We start from the raw sequence: 20,403 nt of genomic DNA, 5'->3' as shown, positions 1-20,403 counted from the left end.
AACACACCGTTTAACAAGCAATTGTATGCAGTTTCAGGCTATATAGCTATATTAAAAACCTTGCAGATCAGAGGTTTAGTAGTTTTGATTTGAAAAAAGAAGTGATTTAAAAATCAGTATATCTATGTATAAAGTACTCAAGAATAGTTCATTGAGTCAGCCCACTTAGACTTTACCTCTTCAACTATTTCTCTTGTAATCTCACGACTGCCTTTCGTTCTTGCATAATTCTCAACTTCACCAACAACCATAGGCCTTACAAAAGCAGGAACTTTTGAGATTAAGGTGTTTGCGTCTTCGGTCCAGGAAACAGTCTCTGTGGTTATAGCCTGTTCCTCTGCCTGCTCCTTCATTATTTCCCTCTTTACAATTTCCTCATCCTGGTAAAATGGATTTGTCTCCACTTTTTGCCTGCTCTTAGTAATAAGGACATTGCAATTTGCATTTCTCAGAATATTCTCTGTAGCACTTCCCAGATCCAGACCATCGATAGCATGAATACCAGTACGGCCCAATACCAGAAGAGAAGGCTTTACTTTTTCAATATACTTTAATATCTGATCATATGGCTTACCTTCAAGAAGTGTAGTCTTTAATTGTAACCCTGATTTTATTACTTTGTTTAACGCGCTTTCAAGATGTCCTTGATAAATCTTTTCAAGCCCCTTATCTATTACATCCTCATGCAGTTTTTCCTGTTCATCAGACTTGAATACTTCTCCCATTTCACCGGAAAGTATCTTAGCGATTCCGTTAAAAGCTACACGGTGATAGTGTGGATCATAGACTGACACAGCTTCCAACTCAAGATTATTTTTTACAGCTAAATCAGATGCCATCTCAACTGCCCGAAATGACTGTTCGCTGCCATCAACAGTCACGATTACCCGACCTGAAAGCGGCCTTTTATTCTTTACTATTAAAACATCTGTATTAATTCTCCTGACGACTCTTTCACAGACACTACCTATTGCATTGCCTTCCACCTCACCAAGGCCTCTGACACCAATAATCACTAAATCATAATCATTATTGTTGATATCCTTTACCAACTCAATGTAATTTTTCCCTTCTTTAATATTTCTTTTAAAGGGAATGCTTTGCTCTTTGCTTTTTCTTTCGAGGCTATCCAGATATGAATCTGAGATCATTCGAAGTCCGCGACCTATCAAAGAATTGTGATATTCTCTCTGTTTTTTAAGCTCGCTTTCTTCTTTATATTTTTCAGGAAGTCCGACTTCCATCTCTTTGAAACGTTTGTGATGCAGACTGGCGGCATATACATGCCCCCCTACAAGTTCAGAATTGGATTTCTTCGCAATAGATATTGCAATATCTTCACAAAAGTCGGAATATTTTGAATTATCCAGAGGAATGAATATTTTCTTGTACAAAATCAACTCCCAGCATTAATAGTTATTTTTTCTTTGAGGGGCCTTCTTTAGCTAACTTCTTCCACTCTCTAGCCGCACCGATAGCAAAGAAGGCACACAAGAATGCCAAAACGCTCCATATAACTGCCTGCGGGGTTCCTTGATCTGTTACCTCTGCAACAACTGCAGCATCCACCTCTTCTTTATCAGAAGCATTCGTACTTTCTTTCGATTTTGCAATAGTCAGGCTTCTCAGATAACCTATGATACCCTTTATTGTTCCTTCATCAAGAGTTTTACCCCAAGGTGGACATAGCGTAGATTTTTCCATGGCTGCAGAACCTTGAGTAATAAAGTTCAGAAGATAATCGTCTGTCAGAGCTGCCATATACTCTACATTTGTCAGATCTGAGGGGCTTGGTTTCAGGTCTATAGTAAAATAGATTCCCTTTCCATTAGCCTTTTTACCATGGCATGGACTGCAATAATAAAGAAATACTTCTTTAGGTGACGTCATGTATATCTTTGCCTTTTCAATCAATTCATATTTCTTATCAGGTTCTTCAGATCCAGCTTGTGCATTCTTTGTTGATTGTCCCTCTGAACCACCTACATGATTAATTGATGTGAATCCGACAACAAAGAAACATATGATTACTATTATATAATTTTTTATCAATATATTCATGATTTCCAGGTTATTTTTTGTCTTTACAAGACATCAGGTAATGTGTTAACGCGGTTGCTTCTTCGTCAGTAAGTTTATAGTCAGGTTCAACAGAATCAGGAGTTTCATGGTGAGGATCTTTTAAATGGAAGAAAATAAAACCGTTTTCCATTCTATCACCAACCCTTTTCATATTGGGACCAACGATACCACCCACCTGAATGGTATGACAGGTTTTACAGCCCTTAGCTGCATAAATCTCTTTACCCTTGTTAATCTGCTCTTCCGTTGGCTCTACATTAGCAAAAGAATCTAAGTCAATCTCATCACTCACAAAATACTCTTCTACAAAATCAGCACCGGTTTGCGCCTCATCTGAAGTCAGGTTAAACTTCGGCATCTGTTTTAGTAAGGGACGAATAATATCAGGCGTCTCTATAAACCCCTTTATCCACTCACCCTTCAGCTTACTGCCTTCATGAGTAAGCTCAGGTGCAAATAAGCCACCGTGCCCTTGTATATTGTGGCATGTCATACATCTGACATCATTTAACAATTTCTCAAATTCGTTATTTGTTTCACTCTCACTTTTCTGGTTTTTAACAGGGAGCAATTCAGAAACACCTTCTATTTCATGACAGACAAAACATCGATTGAATTCAATAATCTTTTTCCCTCTCTCGGCTAACGTACCCTCTATATTAATCGATGGTTCAACATCAAGTGTTTCTACAGATTCAGATACCTCTGAAGCCGCAACCTCTTCTTCTTCACTAGCGTCCTCATCCGCTTCCTCAGGTTTAAAATCCCAATCCTGCATCAAGTATTCCACAAGTTTTCTCAAGTCACCTTCATCTAGCCTATATCTTGACATCTGTGTTTCATGAAAATAGCCTCTAGGCTCCTTAATCCACTGATATAACCAGTCACGATTGACCTTATTTGCGACAGCACCAAGATCCGGACCGACTCCTACAGCTCCGCCCTTTCCCTTGACAGGATGACATATGTTACATCTTGCGCGTCCCCAGACACCCTTTCCGCCAGATACCAGTTCATCCATAAGCTCGTATTCTTCATCTGTCATATCGTCCTCTGGTTTTAGCAATCCAGCCTCCCACTCCTGTTTTGGAAAGCTACTGTCGGCAATACTTTCAAGATAAGCAATAACAGCTTCAATATCCTCCGGGCTCAGCATAAGCCTCGGCATTCTAGCATTTGGAATCATGGCACTGGGATTATCAATCCACTTCTTAATCCATTCCTTATTTGCCTTATGAACAACATTTTTAAGAGTTGGTCCATTTTTAGATCTCTTATAAGGGTCTTCAAGATCAAAAGGTAGTTGCTTGTAATCCTTATCTCCTCTATATATAGATTCCAATTCAAGAAAAAGCGGATCAGGTTCCAGCGATTGCGCAATACCTGGTTGTTCACAAGCCAGTACAAATCCTAATACTACACAAATAACTACTATAATCGATGTATAATTTATTTTTTTCTTATTAATCATTTTATTTACTTTAAGTTTCAACTCTAAAATGTCTTACAATCACTCTTCAGGAATTTCAGTCGGGAATCTTCGTATCCTTGCTACCACCCAGAATTGAATACAGATTGCCATAATAACGGCAACAATTGCATAAATGTAAACGCTATTTGGCGTTGTCATCTCCAAAGTAAGATAATACCACGATGATATCGCTTTCTGTCCTTTAATCTCTGAGTTTGAGCCATCCCACACTGCTAAAGCGTAAGGAATTAATTTACCCTTCTCAAATTGAACATCTATTTTCTTGTCACGAGTAAAAAGAGGCCTTGTAATCATAACCTGCCATTTACCATTCTTCCAGTGACCTTTACCCTTAGAATTCTGGCTAGCATCTGGTTGTACTGATAGCCTTTTAAAGCCCTTGGCATTCATCTCTTTTATCGAAAAAAAGCCCTCAAATTCTTGCATGGCTGAACCCTCTGATACCAGTTCATCCTCCTGTTCTTCATCAGCAGTTTCTTCACTTTCTGCTTCATCAGGCTCATCTTCAGCTTCAGAACCACCATCTGCTTCCGTCTCTATATTATCTTCTTCAGAGCTTTGCACAGTAAGAACAGATTCATCATACGCTTTCCAATGCAAAAGTTCTACACCTTTGCTGGAGTCGCCCATTGCAAAATAGGGCTTTTTTAATCCTTCTGGAATCTTTGTAGGAAATTGCAGAGCGACTGCATCACTATATATCTCACTCTGCTCATTTGTCCTGTCATCCCACTCTACAAGAAACGCAATATTTTTATCGTTGTAAAAAGATCTAATTCTTATAGAGTTTGCAGATGGTGTCCAGAATCTTGGACTTGCTACAATCTGACCAGCCAAAGGCAGTTCAACGGCCTCTAAAGTATCCCAGGCAACATCATCAGGTCCTTTCGGGAGATTTCCTTCTAGCAGCTTCGACTTAAGCACAACATCTGTTTTCATATCATGAGAAATAGACTTCACATAATGCGAAAGGTGCCATCTGTCATCGTCAGTAAGATAATCAGCATATGATCCCATTGGGGTTTCATTCAGACCGGTTGTTATCGTTCTGAAAATATCACCTTCAGTGTTACCACCTTTATACATCCAACTTTGTGTAAGATCTCTCGCCTTAAATTGAAGATCCCATTGCTTCTTTAGCGTTGTTGTAATGGGCCCCTCTCCTCTACCATCTTCACCATGACACAAAATACATTTAGCCTCCTTAAACAACTTCTTTCCTCGTTTTATAGAATCGGGGCTTGAAGCAGTTCCGCCAGCTAAGGATACTTCAGATCGATCACTCTTATTCTTAAATTCCGGATTGAATGTCTTTATGTAAAAGATCACCTGCCATCTCTCTTCAGGTTTTAACGTATTCCAGAAAGGCATCGCTGAACCCTCAACACCACTGGATATAATCCTGTAGAGATCTTCGTCGGTAGGAAGAACTCCCGGACCTGTAGAACGTATCTTGTATTCATTTCTGGTAAAATTTCTTGGTTTTGGATCAAGTCGAGGAGCATCGGAACCATTTCCGTCACCTTTTATTCCATGACAATAGTAGCATTTGATCTCATATATTTTTTTTCCCGCAGCAACAGCTTCAGATGTTTCCGCTATTTTCCCTGAAACTTCGGTACTATAGACCCTGAATAGCTGCGAAGTCTGGGCATCACTATCTCTCAGACACATAATAACAAATATCCCCGCAAGCATGCTTATAAGAATGTTCCTGAGAACTGATTTATTTTTTATTTTGCTCATATTTATAATCCAAACTATGTTAGTGTTCCATCTCTTCTCTTTGACGTGACTGCACTCCTGCAGTCACATATTCACCCATTATTATCTTCCATATTTGTGTATCAGTTAAAACATCTTTCCAAGCTGGCATTGCTGAATCCCATGGAGTTGATACCGCCGGAAGCCCTGGTCCACCTTCTTTAATTCTCCAGAAAGCAAAATTTTCTACAACTGTTGCAATTGTTCCAGGATCGGTAAAATTAATTGGTCTTAAACGGAAAGCATTGGCAAATGGTCCATTACCGTCTGCTTTAGATCCATGACAAGGGCGACAGTTCTGCTGATAAAGATGTTTACCCTCTTCAATACACTTTCTTTTAGTTGCTTCGTCAGCATTCGCAAAAGGATTTTCAAGTTTCTCAAACTCTTGCAGCAACGTCGGATGCTGGATTCTCAATTCTACTGGAGACGCCGTACCTGGAACAGTCCCGGAATAAACAAACCAACCAACAAGTAATGGGAATGCAATCACCATCATCTTCTGGAAAAGAGCTTTAAACTTATCATCACCCGCAGGCAATATAAAGCTTAAAAAATTTGCCCACTTCAGATCACTTGTTGAAACATATACAAGTGATGCAAGCACTGCCAATACCATGTACCAGAGCAACAACGTACTTGGAGTAGGCATAGTATGATCTTTTGCCAGCAAAATCATGAAAACGTATGGTGCAATTACTTTGATAATGGCAAATACAATTAGTACTGATACTATTACCATTATCATCGAATACGAATTTTTATTTTTTGCCATCAAGTTACCTTTCCCACAATCTACTAACTAATTTCTCTTTCTCTGGTTATTCTATTATTAAATTTATTTCTGGCTCAAAAGATACAAAATTACACCATAAAATTCTTTTGTTGTAAGCATATCCCTGAAATTACCTGGCATAATTGATACGTCCTGTTTCTGCATCTGAGCTATTTCATCTGGATAGAAAACATATTCTTCCATAACTCCGTCTTCATCAACCATCAAAACTACTTCTTCTTCATCCTGACTGACAAGGAGCCCGTTATACGCCATTCCTTCTGTTGTCATAAGATACATAGTTTCATAGCCTTTTACTATTACTTCACTAGGCTTAAGTACCGATTCAATAAGGTATTCCGGTGTCTGTACCGCACCAATACCTGTTAGATCTGGCCCGACTTTAGAGCCTTTTCCGTTTAAAACATGACACTTAGAACATGTAACACCCCTTGATTCATCAAAGAAGACCAACTCTCCCTCTTTTATATCTACATCAATTGGAGGCACCCAAGGAGCAACTTGTTCACCTGATGCCTCTGGTATCTTTTCTGCAAATTTGGCTACCGCCTCAACATCCGGCTCACCTCCCAATGTCTGAAGATAGACCAGTACGGCTTGTATCTGTTCACGACCTAGCATAATAGGAGCTTCGTAAACCTTAGGCATAATATTGTCATAACCTTCTACTACAAAGGACGATGGATGTACGATTGATTCCACCAGGTATTCAAGGCCAGAAGAGAGTCCAGCTGCCTTCGCCCTTTCCTCAGCCCTTGATGCGAGACCCTCCTGGTTAGGCCCTCTTGTCGCACTACCGGATGTACCGATACTGTGACATGTATGGCATTGACCATCTCCCCAGTAAATCTTTTCACCCGCTTCAGGACTTATCCCGGTGGCTCCACCTCCGCCACTGCCGCCGGAAAGCCCAGTTACGTAAATACAAACATAAGCAAAAAAACCAAGAACAGACAGTGTAAACGCTACTGCCTTTAAGAAACTTTTCATTATTTATTTTTTCCTAAATATTTATTATTGCAACTACGTTTAATTCAACCAGCGACGAAACCGTCTTAGACACTCTTCTTCTTACCAGCAAGACCTGCCAGCCAGAATACAGCAGCTACCATAAACAAAAAGAGGAATACAATCAAAGAAACTACCCAACCCATATAAGCAATACTGGGTGTAAACGCACCTGCAGACTTATCCTGCATATATCCGTAAATATGCCAGTTCATCCTGAGACCTGAACGTATGAAACCCATCAAGCCCATAAGTGTAACGATAGCAACACAGAGAAGCAACAGTGCGTATTGTGCCCTGTTTGGTATTTTACCCCACTGAATTCCACCTACTTCTTTTGCGTCTTTAAAAAGAAAAACATCAATAACCGTGTTAACTATCAAAGTTGAAATCACTATGGACACCTGCGTTACTGACAAAAACCTTAATACCATGTTTGCCTTTTCCATAACAACAAAACCATAATACCAGAAGTATACAACAGATATTGAGACTGTCACAACAAACAGCAAAGTCTGCGCAAGCTTGCCTTTATTTGCAAAAGTAAGAAACAGCGCACCAATCAGTGCTATAATCTGTATCGTAATACACTTGAGAAGAGGCGACAAGTACGGCTTTACTGCCGCGTCCAAATCCTGCCCCTTAAGACCCATTGCATACCAGATCAGGTACATTACTGTCAGACCGACAGTAATAATCATCGTAACTCTCGCAGTATTACCATGACTCTTAAACGGCTTTGTTTCACCCTTATTAGCTCTTTTATACAACAGGAAACTGAAGAATGTAGAAAGAATTAGGAGGTTTACAACCGCATTTTTTGCAGCCATAACTCCGAAGAATTTGGAAAATGGATGATATTGCTCTCCAATAAGAGCCCTCTCTTCTCCACTAAGCGGAAGATTATGAGGTGTTAGCCAAACGGCAAAGCAGAAGAATATAACTATATTTATATACTTAATATAAGGAGTATAGCGCTCAGCACCTTTTATCCTGCCCATACCGTTCCACAAATAATAGTTTCCGCCAACGAACAGCATACCGATAAGAATTGCCTGTATAATGAAAGTCCAGGAAAAAGCCCCTCCCATCATGATATTACCCATAACAGGACTGGCACTGTAAATTTCTCTTCCTAGATAGTAACCGGCAAAAGGCAACGGAATAAACGCAGCCAGACCAATGAAATTACCTATATAACCCATCCAATCATAGTGTGCTTTATCTTCTTCAGTTTTCGCCCCCATAAACTTAACTGCTGCATATGCCCCCACTACAAAACCGCCGAAGGCCACATTGGCTATAATACGATGAATGTTAACAGGCATCCAGAGAAAATTAAAGAACGCTGCAGACCGGCTTAATATCGCTCCGGTTTTCATATCTATTCCCGCTGGCGCCATCATAAATGTTGCCCAGGAATTAGCGAGCATCATCAAGGTTGTACCGAAAACATTCAACATTACACCCAGAAAAATATGAACCCACTTCCCCATACCTTTATTTAATAAATTCCATGAATAATAGTAGGCATAAAGAAAGAACACCTCACCGAAGAAGCAGAGCGCATACACATACATATACGGATGAAAAACATCAGTCATGTACCGCATAAAACCTGGATAGCAACCGTATAATGCAAAAGCCAGAAGCCCACCAAGTGCGGCCGTTGTAGCAAATGCTGTTGACAATAGCTTCGTAAGCTCATACGCCAGATTATCAAATTTTATTTGATTCGTCTTTGCCCCAATCATCTCAATGATAACCACAAAAAGTGGTACAGCCAACACAAAGGCCGCGAACATGAGATGTAACTGAGAAACTATCCAGACAAGAAGCCTGCCATCAATACCAAAGAAGTTTCTGTATTCGACAACTTCAAAAGGCACAGATTTTTCTTCCTCTTCTGCCGTCTCACCGGTATCCACTGATGCCTCTACGGCATCTGACTCACCGCCACTTTCATTAGCTATCCCAGAGTTAACTGCCAGCGCAACAAAAAAGATTGCGAGAAAGAGAGCAAAAACAATTTTCAAATTCAAATTTTTTAAGTTCATTCTTTATATATAGTCTAAAATTAGATTCAGCTAATCCTTATAAAACCAATTCAAAAGCAACAACCAACTTAATGCTTTTTTCTTTTTCTCTTTTTCTTTGCTTTCTTTTCCAGCCCAAAGTCTGCCTTGACTTCGCCACCAGCAGTTACTGTAACTTCCTGAGTTTTCTTTCCAAGTGACTCCTGCCATGCCTGAACTGTATATGTACCAGCAGGCACCCCTTCAAGCTTATAGTTTCCATTTGCATCTGTTATAGCATAGTAAGGATTCGCCTGCACTATCAGCCAGGAAGTCATCCACTTGTGAACATCACATGTCACCTTGACAGTTTCAGGAAACTCAAATGTTTTGGAAATATTTCCATGGGCCGCAACTCCTTCGTTAAATGCTGTATTTTTCATGGACCACGAATGAAGATTATGCATAACATCATCGCTGTTTAGCAGCTTAATAGAACTTCCCTGAGGAATCATAGCAATATGAGGGATAAAAACACACCCTTTCTGATCTAATTCCGGGGTACCGCCTTCAAATTTTTTACCTTTAGAGATGTTAGTAATAGAGACTACCGCATTCTGTATAGCACCATCTGAAACCATCAATGCTTCTGATGGAAGATCATCATGCCCGCATGTAGACTGATCTTTGTCCACTTTCAGTGCTTTTACTGCTGGCACATCGCCAGCAATCTTCACAGTACCGGTTATTGTACCGCCGTTAGATACATCGCCACCCTCGTATGCCGCCAGAGTATCTCTTGAATTACCTACCACCAAAACTAGTGAAAGCAATCCTACTGCCAGGTAACAAACGCAATTCTTCATAAACTTATCCATCTTAATCCCCCCAATCTATGTCAAGATCTTTTAGGTTATCTATTTGATAAATAAAATTGATAAATAAAAATAATTTGATACAAAAAACCAGAAATCAGCAAATCGATAAATATACTTTACCAGATAATCTATTCAATAAATCTGGTATTTACCTTCTTTTGAAGAACCCAAGAAATGCTGAAACCTCAAAGGTAAAACTTATATCAGAAAAACTTTAACATTTCAAATATAAATTACTACATTTTAAAAAAAAATTTATAACCCCTTCTTATCCACTTATTCAACTAAGGAATCTGCCGAGTCAACTTCCTCCTGTTTCAACATCTCCTCCGGCAGATTCATCAATAAATCCTTTAATGCAACAGCCTGTTCCTCCGGTGTTCCGGGGAATATATCCTGAAATTCACCTTCCCTGAAAAACTTAGGCATCTTTGTACCAGGCTGCTTTATTTGTGGATCTAAAAGCCAATCCACTATCCAGTCAGGCTTTAACCTGTTCCGAGACACTGACAAATCAGGGGCCCAATCTGAAGGATCACCTTCAGGTGTGATATCTCCTCTAACATGACATGACGCACAATTTACATCTTTGTGCTCGAATAAATGCTGAGCCATAGCAAGATATTCGGGATTCTCTTTACGTTTCTCGTTTAAATAACTCTCTTTAGTCTCAACAATAAACTCATAAGGGTACTCTTCCTTTTCCAAAACCGCAAAGTATCTGGACAATACCGTAGCTTCATTTTCAGTCATTTTAAAAAGAGGCATTCGAACATCAAGCCACGGCCTCAAGGTCTTCGGTTCTTTGAGAAAGTCAAAAAGCCACGCACCCTGCACCTTTTTGCCCTCTTCATACAGCACAGGAGGAGTAAATACCTTAGCCTCTTCAGGAAAACTCCCCTCTACCTCTACATGGTAGTCTATAATAAACGAACTGATATCCCCTCCTTGCGACGAGACCCTTCTCTCTATCTCTTCATCCATTATCTGGACAGTATCTCCCGCCTTTTTACCAAGCCCTTCATTATCTACCCATAATTGAAAATAGAGACCATCTTCCTCCTCAAGCTTGACCATCCCTTTAACCTCAAGCCCACTCTTCAAATACAAAGTATCTATGGTAAACTGATGACACCCCATACAGTTGTATTTATCAATTACTCTTTCACCCTCCATCAAGTAACTTTTTTCATCAGATAATTTCGCGATATAACCCTCAGGCAACCCACCCTCTTTCATCCCTGTCAACAGAATAGACAACGTCTCTATCTCTTCCGCAGATAAACCGAAATCAGGCATCTTCAATTTGTCTTTGGGCCTCTTATAACGACCTTTATCAAACTGCCTTGGATCACTTAGTTTCGCCGCAAACCATGCGCGCCTTGCCTCTGAAATGTTTTCATGCGCATTATTCAACCCGACCCTACCAAGTACCTCCTTCTCCAACAAACCAAAGTCAAACAGATGAATATGCTTGGAACCCACCTCACTCAACTCAACACCTATCTTACCCATCCCTTCCATTCCCATTATCTTATGACAGCCGAAACAACCATACCTGCCTATCAACTCTTCTCCTTTTTCAGCAGTTTCTTTATCATTTAACCAATCTGAACCTGATAAATTTTCATACCCTCCTTCGCCCTTCAAACTCATCAAGTACGATGCAATGTACTGCGCATCTTCCTCATCAAGTTTCATGTCAGGCATCCTTGTCTTCGGCTGATGTGATTTTGGAACAAGAAGCCAACTTACCAGATACTCGTAATTTGCCTTGTCACCAATCCGGGAAAGGTTAGGCCCGTGGACCCTCCCATCTTCCTCTATTTCACTATGACACGCGAGACACCCTATACTCTCAAATAAATATGCACCCTCGTCTATCGTTTCATCATCAAACTCTTCCGGCTCACCGGGATCAAAACTTTCCGAATTCTGCCAGAGATATGAGGTTATAGCCATCGCGTCTTCCTCCTCCAGCCTGAAATCAGGCATCCTTGTACTTGGCCTGAAATGTTTAGGGTTTTTCAACCACTCCAGCAACCATCCCGAATTTACCTTGCTGCCTATCTCAGTCAAGTCAGGCCCTATCATACTGTTCCGGTCTTCTCCGAACCCTTTTGCCTCATGACAACCAAAACAACCTAATCCTTCAAACAACTCTATCCCTTTCGCGATATCCTCTCCCCCTACCAACTTTTCACCTTTATTGTGACACTTGACACATGAAGACTGAGCTACATTGCCCCTGTGAAGCGGAGTCAACCAGTACTCCACTTCACCATGTGCCTTCTCCGGGCTTATGGTCGCCCTTCCCTGCCCCTCATGGCATAATACACAACCAAACTTCTCAGGAGGATGATTGCCAAGATAGACGTTTCTCCTTGAATGGCCCGCGTACGGCTGCTCTTCTGAAACACCCTCTTTCCTGTTAATACCAACATGACACGACATGCACCGGTCCGCCTCATTAATATCCTCAAGGTGAACCTGGTGGATCTGCAACGACGGCCTTTTTGACTTTAATATTGCCATTGCTTCCTGATATCTATTCATATCACCGGTAAACGTCTTCAATTCATCTGCATACATATTTATACCACGCCTGGATTCATCCAGATAAGCTTGTAATTCTGCCCTCTTTTTCTCAATTTGGCCTATACTTGCCGCCAACTCCTTGCCACGCTCCTCCAACGCCTTAATCTTCCCCTCCGACTCATCACTCCTGTGTACACCATACCGGTACTCCTCTTCCATCATCTTATTTCGCGTTACCATCGCTTCAAACTTTAAAGGAGACAACTTCTCTTTATCCAAAACGCGCAACTCTCTGAATGTTTTCCTGTATTTCTGCTGGACTTCCGGTGTATTAAACCTGCCCCATGCCACAGCAAGTTTTTCCTGGATTTCTCTATATTTTTCCTGAACTTCAGGTTGACTAAACTCCTCCATCGCTTCACCGTAGTCCCCCCTGACCTTATCTTTTTCTAACTCATGAAACCTGGATTGATACGATTTCCATGGCCTTTTTGTAACTACTTCATTCCAGACAGCCCATGCTATCGTTAAGGTAAGTATAATACTCAGAAACAAGTACAAACCTGCATATGATTTTTCTTCTTCTTTTTTCATGATGAAATCCCCACGCCTACTAGATAATAATAGGAAAAATATGACAAAAGAGTCTCTATTTAAATAACACAAAAAACATGAAATTAACAAACACTATATAATCAGAAAATCACTGTTTTTGCAACCATAATGCCAAATAACTCAAGGAAAAACGGACGTAACTGTCAATTCTGTAAGTATATCTAAATACAGCAGGATAAAGACATTCGACAACATACTACTTCATTATTACTCTACCCTAACCAATCACGTATAACACCATTAAATGTAAAAGGCAAAATTTGAAACTCTTGTCAAAAAAATCACTCATGAGCATATTAATCTTGCAATTAAATTAACCTTGATCTATCATATTTTAAGCATATTTTAAGTTTTCCTACATTATTGAGTTACTTGAGATTTTTTTCAATATTTTATCACCCGCATATCCCCTCCTTTTCTATGAGGGGACTAAAGAAGGTTTTTCATCTACCTGTTAAAAACTAACCATTTATAATATATTTTTTATAATGAAATCCATACCTCACGTAATTTCCTGGAACCTCACAAAAGCATGCAACTTACTGTGCACCCATTGTTACCTTCTGGCAGATAATGTTCAACCACCAGACCAGGAGAATACCAGCCTGCCCGGCTACACACCCAGCGAAGACACTCTTGACTTTAATCAGATACAATGTGGAACAGGCAGTACCGCTGATGAACTGGACACTGACACCGCACTGAAGGTTATAGACGAAATCGCGGAACTAAACCCAAACCTGATCCTGATTCTGACAGGCGGAGAACCGCTCTTACGAAAAGACATCTTTGATCTGTCCCGTCATGCTGCGGGGAAAGGCATGATGGTCCTCCTCGGCACCAATGCATGTCTTATTGATGATAAAATGGCTAAAAAGCTGAAAGATAACGGTTTTTCCGGGATTGGCATAAGTCTCGATTCCATTCATCCTGAAGTACATGACTCAATTCGAGGCGCAAAAGGTTCATGGGAAAAGGCGGTCGAAGGGATGAAGGCGTGCAGAAGAAACGGATTGGAAATCCAGATACAGACCACAGTTTTTAAAAAGAATTATGACGAAATTCCCCAACTGGTTGCCTTCGCGAACAACATGGAAGCAAGGGTCTTTAACCTTTTCTTCCTCGTCTGTACGGGAAGAGGCCAGGACATAACCGATATTACATCAGAACAATATGAGGACGCGTTGAAACAGATCTACAAACTCCATAGTCAATATGAGGGAAAGATGCTCGTCAGCGCAAAGTGCGCTCCACATTACAGAAGGATAGCATACGAGATGGACCCCGAGTCGGCATTAGTCAAATACTATTCAGGCGGATGCCCGGCTGGCACAAACTACTGCAGGATTACACCCGAAGGTAACGTCACCGCTTGTCCCTATATGGAAACATCCTGTGGAAGTTTACGGGAAAAGAGTTTTGCGGAAATCTGGAACAACTCCGGGATACTGAATGAATTAAGGGAAGCGGACCTCAAGGGCAGATGCGGTGAGTGTGAGTTTGAATCAATGTGCAAAGGTTGCCGCGCAAGGGCCCTCGTTACGACAGGAGATCAGATGGAAGAAGATTCTTGGTGTGATTATGAACCAGGAAAATATGGAGGAAAGAAGTTGTCGTTTAAAGAAGAGAACACATTTGGTTTAGAGAAGAAGTTTGAGCTCTCATGGAGTAAAGACGCAGAGAAGCGACTGGGCAAAGTACCCTCCTTTGGAAAAGGAATGGTAATAAAAAGGGTAGAACAGTACGCGAGAGAAAAAGGGTATACCGAGATCACTCCGGACATCATGAAAGAAGCAAAGGAAAAGATGGCAGGCGACAAGAAGGCTATGTTCCCTTTTATGAAGCTGCTTAAAAAGAAACCTGCCAGGAACGGTAAGATTGAGTGGGAGACCGAGGCGCTGGAGCGTGTTAAAAACGCCCCCGATTTTGTAAGGCCCGGAATTTACAAGCTGATGGAAATACGCGCCAGGGAAAAGGGATACAAAACAATAACCTCAGCATTTCTCTCTGAGATAAGAGATGAGTCCATGCAGTTTGCATCCAGAAGGATGAAAAAACTTGGGTTCGACAAACTCGACATGGGAGCATTTGATACAGCAAAATCAAAAACAAAAAATCAAAAGAAGAGAGAGGTTATTGACGACATTAAGGAATTTCTTGCAAATAGAGATGTGAAGAATACTGAGATCATCGACAAGTTCCGGAAATATATGTCACACGTGCCAGAAGACGCGAATTAACACAAATTTGCACTAATTTACCAAAATCAGTATAATTCGTGATATTTGTGTCTCTTGACTGTTCGACCGTTCTACTATCGAACACAAGACTTTTTACCTCACACTAATAGTAAATTGAGCCAACCTCTTTTTCTTTCCTTTCAGACGGGTAGGCAAGAACACACTTTACCTTCCTTAAACATTATTACATTAATAAATGCAACCAGACAGTGAATCTGCCCTGAAAAATACTTGCATAATTTCCTCTTGATTCTACAATCAATACCTCATAGCTATTGTTGTACCAGCCAAAACAATAAGTACGTCTCATTTATATTATATTTTCAACTCCTGTAGCCCACATGAATTCCAGCACTGAAGCAATAACTCTAATTATCCAGAGTGAAGTCGTGAGATGGTTCTAATATATTACCGGCAAAGAAACTTTACTTGAGTTTTATAAAGTGAAAGGAAATTCGTATTATGAAAAAAACCATTCAAATCTGTATAGTTTTACTTTACCTGTTCGTTCTTACTACCAGTGCTGGTTCTTTTGTCAATAGGGCATATGGAGAAGACAGTGTTGAAAAGCATGGTACAGAAGCTACCAAAATTGTGATGCATGCGATAGGTGCATCTATGACAAAAATACTGGAAGGAATATTGAATGCTGATTTCGATATAGTCTTCAAAGAGTCAAATAGGATATCCAGAATCAGTGTAGACATGGTGCATCTGTTTTTCCCGGATGATAAATGGGGGTTAGAAGGACGTAAGTTCAAAATGTCTGACAATACGATGAGGAATAAGTATGAAAAATACACAAAAAAACTTGCAGCAGACTCCAAAAAGCTTGCTGAGATTTCTAAAAACATGGATTCTATGGAAACATATGAATTCTTTGATACAATGCTGAGAAACATATGCTTTGCCTGCCATATAGATTCACGAGGTGATTGGCCTGTACCATAAGACTTAATACGATAATCAGGTAGAGAAACATTTTACGTAGTAGTGATATCCTCTTAAAATACACCAGTCAAATCTGATGCAATCCAGAAATCTGCTTTTCAAGCTATGTCGATATTCCAATCTTTCTGACTGATAGAGTTATGAAAAACACTGAGATTATCGACAAGTTCCGAAAATATCTATTGCATATTCCCAAAGACACAAATTTACCAGAATTAGAACAATTCGTGTAATTAGAGAAATTTGTATCTAGTAATCAAATATTCAAATGAATTACATCAACGAACTGATCGAATATAGCCGTCGCTGGTAAAGTCGAAGTAATCGTTGACGTAGGTGTAGCAATTACCACTGACGAAATTGACAATCCAGGGGAGAGAGGCGTTGTTCTTGTCTGAAGTCCAGATCCACCTACGCGTATTATCAAATACTGCGGCTATATGCAAACCACCGCTCTTTTCTGTCGACTCCATAAGGGACATTGCCTCCTCAAGCGTGGGCAGGCGCCAGTCGTTGTATCCGGCAAATTGATCACTATTTAGTTTTAGAACATATCTCTCAGCTTCATCAAAGGAGACATCTCCGGCTGATCCGGACTGCTGCCACATGAGTCCGCTGGCACGGTCTAAGACAACTTTACCATTACTCTGCAACTGATAGTCATTGGGAAATCCGGATGCAGAGCTATTCCAATCCCTATCATAAAAACTGTTATCCTTGAGCATGTTTACTACTGACTTTCCGAAGAAATTCTCTTTTGAAATTAACCGGAATTCTGTTTGTGTAACAATAGATGCTTTAATCTCTTTGTTATCTGCCTCCCCGAAAGTCTGTCTCGCATAGATTAATATCGGTATTACCACACTGATCATAATAAATGCATTATATACTCGCACTGGATCATTTACTTTTATATACTCATCTATTGACGGCGGAAGGAATGTTTGTTGTTTTCTCTCTCCTACTATATAAACCATTACTTACTCCAGGTTTTAATCATTAATAGAATAATTCAGGCTATATTATACTGATGTTGAACTTGAACTACGATACTCATTTAATAAATTCTCATTTGACCCAGCTTGAGTGTCCAGTTGTTAGCGGTGCATGGAATGCACCCTACTTGTCTACAAAACTTTATCACGGATCATATGCTCCCAGAATCTCCTTTGCCAAATTGTGGATTCATTTCGTTTCCGTTTTTGGTGCATTCGTCCAATCATCACGGCGTTAGTCCGGACCACATCATTTTGTCATGAAACATTTTATCATAGCCCAGCAAACACCAAAGTTTGAATCGTCCTCCGGCAGCGTCCATATACAGTGAAGCTGATCCGGTAACAAAAATCGTAGGGTGCGTTTTACGCACCAGAAACATCCCAGCATAATTAAATATGTGTGTAATATATAATACCATTGCCATATCCAACGTTGTTAGCGGTGCATGGAATGCACCCTACTTGTCTTAATCCACCCTGTAAGTATATAGTTTTAAACCGGTGTAATGATACAATTAAAAAAATTAAAAAGTATTTGACATAACCGAAAATTTTTCTAGAATATTGCAAATGAGACTTAATCTCAACAAAGATGTCTGTTTTCCTATTTGTACATACATTTCATTTGAAGATTTTTAACCATTTAACCTGAAAAGAAATAAGAACTATTTCTTTAGACCCATTGGTTGAGATTGAGTCTGAATTAGATTTATTTGATCAAAAAAGGCTATCAGCTTCGCTCGGAAGGCATTAACTGATAGCCCGGCACGGAAACGCGGAAGGGGTATATACCCCTTTGCATTTGGCCTTTTTTCATTATATCGACAGCTCTTTTCATGTCAAATGGCAAAAACAAATTGGCTTAGGTGCAATCATTTCGTGTTTTTAACGCATTGAGAGCTCTTTTTTCCTACCTCTTAATGTTTCGCAAATGAAGTTGGCCGTTTCAGACAGGTTCTACGGGGCGGCGTAATGGAAGTTGTACATTCAGTTCGCCTCTAAGTTAATTATTTTGCAAAAAAAGAAAGGAGCAGAAAAAGATGAAAAAAAAATTCTTGTTAATTGGCTTAGCAGCCTTTTTTTTTGTGGGGATGCTATTTGCAACATTTCCCACTGTTTCAGAGGCTATTCCACCTTTTGCGAGAAAATATAAGACTGCGTGTACAACCTGCCACTGGGGAACTTTTCCCAAGCTCAACGCATTTGGCAGGGCATTCTTCGCTAATGGTTTGAGAATGCCGGGAGGTGGTGATGAAGTCTTTGTAAAGGAAGAACCTGTTAAGATGGGAGCTCCAGCATGGTCAAAATTATTCCCTAAGGCAGTATGGCCCGGTTCAATACCCCATCTGCCTGCTATTGGTTTTAAGATGGTGTCTGAGTTTGCCATTACACGTGAAAGGCCGAAAAATCCTAGAGGAGGAACTCTTGGAAGTCCTGAAAGGTCCCAGGATACCTCATTTACAGGAATAGAGTCCCTTGAGGTGCTTTTTGGAGGAACGTTTGGAGAGACACTATCTTTCTTTGGCGCCGGTTCAATTGATGAACTGGAGAGGGCATATTTAAACTATGCTCCTTACTTGTTTGGAGAACAGGGTCATTTTAATTTCAGGTTTGGAAGGTTGGATATGCGGGGCACGCCAATGTCCAGCCACAGAAAACAGCTTTCGTTATCAAATTACATGATGGATGTGATGCCTACAATATCGGCCGGTAACTTCTTTGGTTTCCACCCGGCCCAGAATGGAATTGAGATCTGGGGTAGTTGGAATGGGCCTAAAGGCAGAGGTGGTTTTGAATGGGCGGCAGGTATCGTTAATGGTGAAACAGGAGAAGGATCTGAACTGTTCGATGGTTCCGGTGATATGGATACTATAATAACAAACATGGTTGGCGACGATGGAGTGCTTGGTGGTATTTTTGGAGGAGAGATAAATAAGAGCAAAGACTGGTATGTAACGGTATCGTATAAGATAGGCGGTATGGGCGTACTAGGTGAAGAGTCTGTAGACGATTCGCTGGCAGCAAAAGAGAACTGGCGTGACGATTCTGTCAGGATAAAGGGTTATTATTATCGAGGTGTTACCGGAGCATATATTGATGATCCTACATCAGGCGCTTTTGGCAATCCGATTGATGGAGGTCTTTTCGATTCCGAGGCAAACAGGTTTGAACGTTTTGGTGTTCTTGTTGACGCAAACTGGCGTAATTTTAATTTTATAGGGGCCGCGTCATTTATGGAAGATGATATAAAGGGAACAATAACTTACGGAGCAGGTACATTCGGTAGTAATTTAGCCCAGGAGTCAGGTTCATCATTTCATACATCTATTTACACGGCAGAACTGCAGTGCGTCGTCCTTCCATGGCTTATACCTGCTGTCAGGGTAGAAAATGTTAATCCTGATTATGATGTAAGGGATATCGGGTCATTTACGAAATACTCTTTTGACGCAACAATTGTTCCCAGAGCAAATTTCAAGGTAGTTGCCGGTGCACACTGGTCAGATTATCAAGACGAACAAACAGGAACTGACGGCAACGAGGCAGATAGAGTTGATCTTGGAAGTTTTCTGGATACTACCTACAGACTTGGCGTAGATATCGCATTCTAAGCTGTTGGCAACAGTCAGTATGTTACATAGCATTTTGTTAAGAACATGTAGTACAAAATTTTTTGAATAAATTACTATGTTGATAAACAGAAGCCCGGGCCAGATATAAACCTCCCCGTTTACCATTCAAGCCCGGGCTTCTGTCATTTATAGCCGAAAGTCTACATTCGTGCAGTGTCATGGATGATGTCTTATTATGACGGGAAAAGGAGATTTCAATTTATGAAGAGATTATGTTTAACAGTACTCGCATTTTTTGTTTTATTTCTACTTGCAACTGACTTGAGGGCCCAGGATGAATCCCAGAAAATGAAGGAGAAACTGCAAAAGGCCATGCGGGAATTAAAGAATGAGATAAGGCTGGATGTTGGGGTAGAGAATCCCGGTATTATAACAGGTAAAGTGAAATGCAGG

At 40.4% G+C, this 20,403-nt stretch carries 15 protein-coding genes; 4 read left to right on the top strand and 11 right to left on the bottom strand.

The genetic code is table 11. From position 1 onward, the window contains the following. Positions 1 to 137: 137 nt before the first annotated feature. The 9 genes from SCALIN_RS18050 to SCALIN_RS18010 form a co-directional block, all read right to left on the bottom strand. A complete protein-coding gene (locus SCALIN_RS18050; protein ID WP_162532398.1) occupies positions 138 to 1,394 on the bottom strand; it encodes a universal stress protein in 1,257 nt (418 codons plus the stop codon). 22 nt (positions 1,395 to 1,416) lie between these two features. After that, positions 1,417 to 2,061 (bottom strand): c-type cytochrome, encoded by a 645-nt coding sequence (locus tag SCALIN_RS18045; RefSeq protein WP_096895853.1) that lies wholly within the window; start codon positions 2,059 to 2,061, stop codon positions 1,417 to 1,419. Positions 2,062 to 2,071: 10 nt separating this feature from the next. Next, entirely contained in the window at positions 2,072 to 3,553 is a 1,482-nt protein-coding gene (locus SCALIN_RS18040; protein WP_133112021.1) for a c-type cytochrome, read from the bottom strand. A 39-nt stretch (positions 3,554 to 3,592) separates the two neighbouring features. Then, a complete protein-coding gene (locus SCALIN_RS18035; protein ID WP_096895851.1) occupies positions 3,593 to 5,320 on the bottom strand; it encodes an ethylbenzene dehydrogenase-related protein in 1,728 nt (575 codons plus the stop codon). A 19-nt stretch (positions 5,321 to 5,339) separates the two neighbouring features. After that, positions 5,340 to 6,113: a c-type cytochrome gene (locus SCALIN_RS18030; RefSeq protein ID WP_096895850.1), complete on the bottom strand. Its 774-nt coding sequence runs from the start codon at positions 6,111 to 6,113 to the stop codon at positions 5,340 to 5,342. 63 nt (positions 6,114 to 6,176) lie between these two features. Then, positions 6,177 to 7,124 carry a c-type cytochrome gene (locus SCALIN_RS18025; protein WP_096895849.1) on the bottom strand — a complete coding sequence of 316 codons (948 nt, stop codon included), beginning with the start codon at positions 7,122 to 7,124 and terminating at the stop codon, positions 6,177 to 6,179. 65 nt (positions 7,125 to 7,189) lie between these two features. Further along, entirely contained in the window at positions 7,190 to 9,178 is a 1,989-nt protein-coding gene (locus SCALIN_RS18020) for a cytochrome ubiquinol oxidase subunit I (RefSeq protein ID WP_162532397.1), read from the bottom strand. Between the two features lie 89 nt (positions 9,179 to 9,267). Next, complete coding sequence (locus SCALIN_RS18015; RefSeq protein WP_162532396.1) at positions 9,268 to 10,023, bottom strand: carboxypeptidase regulatory-like domain-containing protein; 756 nt, start codon at positions 10,021 to 10,023, stop codon at positions 9,268 to 9,270. A gap of 288 nt (positions 10,024 to 10,311) precedes the next feature. Then, positions 10,312 to 13,167 (bottom strand): c-type cytochrome, encoded by a 2,856-nt coding sequence (locus SCALIN_RS18010; RefSeq protein ID WP_096895846.1) that lies wholly within the window; start codon positions 13,165 to 13,167, stop codon positions 10,312 to 10,314. Between the two features lie 509 nt (positions 13,168 to 13,676). Between SCALIN_RS18010 and SCALIN_RS18005 the strand changes: the two genes are divergently transcribed. Together SCALIN_RS18005 and SCALIN_RS18000 are read left to right on the top strand one after the other, a co-directional pair. Further along, positions 13,677 to 15,428: a radical SAM/SPASM domain-containing protein gene (locus SCALIN_RS18005; RefSeq protein ID WP_096895845.1), complete on the top strand. Its 1,752-nt coding sequence runs from the start codon at positions 13,677 to 13,679 to the stop codon at positions 15,426 to 15,428. A gap of 462 nt (positions 15,429 to 15,890) precedes the next feature. Next, complete coding sequence (locus tag SCALIN_RS18000) at positions 15,891 to 16,379, top strand: hypothetical protein (RefSeq protein ID WP_096895844.1); 489 nt, start codon at positions 15,891 to 15,893, stop codon at positions 16,377 to 16,379. Between the two features lie 278 nt (positions 16,380 to 16,657). On the opposite strand, the gene SCALIN_RS17995 is transcribed toward SCALIN_RS18000, so the two are convergent. Continuing rightward, on the bottom strand, positions 16,658 to 17,356 hold the full coding sequence (locus SCALIN_RS17995; protein WP_096895843.1) for an Lcl C-terminal domain-containing protein: 699 nt from the start codon (positions 17,354 to 17,356) through the stop codon (positions 16,658 to 16,660). Positions 17,357 to 17,601: 245 nt separating this feature from the next. Continuing rightward, on the bottom strand, positions 17,602 to 17,796 hold the full coding sequence (locus SCALIN_RS22395; protein WP_162532395.1) for a hypothetical protein: 195 nt from the start codon (positions 17,794 to 17,796) through the stop codon (positions 17,602 to 17,604). Positions 17,797 to 18,417: 621 nt separating this feature from the next. On the opposite strand from SCALIN_RS22395, the gene SCALIN_RS17985 reads away from it, so the two are divergent. Together SCALIN_RS17985 and SCALIN_RS17980 are read left to right on the top strand one after the other, a co-directional pair. After that, positions 18,418 to 19,989, top strand: coding sequence for a hypothetical protein (locus tag SCALIN_RS17985; RefSeq protein WP_096895842.1), 1,572 nt, complete (start codon positions 18,418 to 18,420; stop codon positions 19,987 to 19,989). A gap of 222 nt (positions 19,990 to 20,211) precedes the next feature. Next, positions 20,212 to 20,403: hypothetical protein (locus SCALIN_RS17980; RefSeq protein ID WP_133112019.1), on the top strand; the 192-nt coding region annotated here is incomplete at its 3' end.

Origin of the sequence: Candidatus Scalindua japonica, assembly GCF_002443295.1 — a bacterium.
Classification (GTDB): domain Bacteria; phylum Planctomycetota; class Brocadiia; order Brocadiales; family Scalinduaceae; genus Scalindua; species Scalindua japonica.
Note: the sequence above shows the minus strand (reverse complement) of the source record. Positions and strands in the feature narration are given on the sequence as shown.

Excerpts from the sequence above, each read along its gene's own strand:
- SCALIN_RS18045 (WP_096895853.1), bottom strand. The coding sequence starts at position 2,061 with ATGAATATATTGATAAAAAATTATATAATAGTAATCATATGTTTCTTT.
- SCALIN_RS18040 (WP_133112021.1), bottom strand. The coding sequence starts at position 3,553 with ATGATTAATAAGAAAAAAATAAATTATACATCGATTATAGTAGTTATT.
- SCALIN_RS18035 (WP_096895851.1), bottom strand. The coding sequence starts at position 5,320 with ATGAGCAAAATAAAAAATAAATCAGTTCTCAGGAACATTCTTATAAGC.
- SCALIN_RS18030 (WP_096895850.1), bottom strand. The coding sequence starts at position 6,113 with ATGGCAAAAAATAAAAATTCGTATTCGATGATAATGGTAATAGTATCA.
- SCALIN_RS18025 (WP_096895849.1), bottom strand. The coding sequence starts at position 7,124 with ATGAAAAGTTTCTTAAAGGCAGTAGCGTTTACACTGTCTGTTCTTGGT.
- SCALIN_RS18015 (WP_162532396.1), bottom strand. The coding sequence starts at position 10,023 with ATGAAGAATTGCGTTTGTTACCTGGCAGTAGGATTGCTTTCACTAGTT.
- SCALIN_RS18010 (WP_096895846.1), bottom strand. The coding sequence starts at position 13,167 with ATGAAAAAAGAAGAAGAAAAATCATATGCAGGTTTGTACTTGTTTCTG.
- SCALIN_RS18005 (WP_096895845.1), top strand. The coding sequence starts at position 13,677 with ATGAAATCCATACCTCACGTAATTTCCTGGAACCTCACAAAAGCATGC.
- SCALIN_RS18000 (WP_096895844.1), top strand. The coding sequence starts at position 15,891 with ATGAAAAAAACCATTCAAATCTGTATAGTTTTACTTTACCTGTTCGTT.
- SCALIN_RS17995 (WP_096895843.1), bottom strand. The coding sequence starts at position 17,356 with ATGGTTTATATAGTAGGAGAGAGAAAACAACAAACATTCCTTCCGCCG.
- SCALIN_RS22395 (WP_162532395.1), bottom strand. The coding sequence starts at position 17,796 with ATGGTATTATATATTACACACATATTTAATTATGCTGGGATGTTTCTG.
- SCALIN_RS17985 (WP_096895842.1), top strand. The coding sequence starts at position 18,418 with ATGAAAAAAAAATTCTTGTTAATTGGCTTAGCAGCCTTTTTTTTTGTG.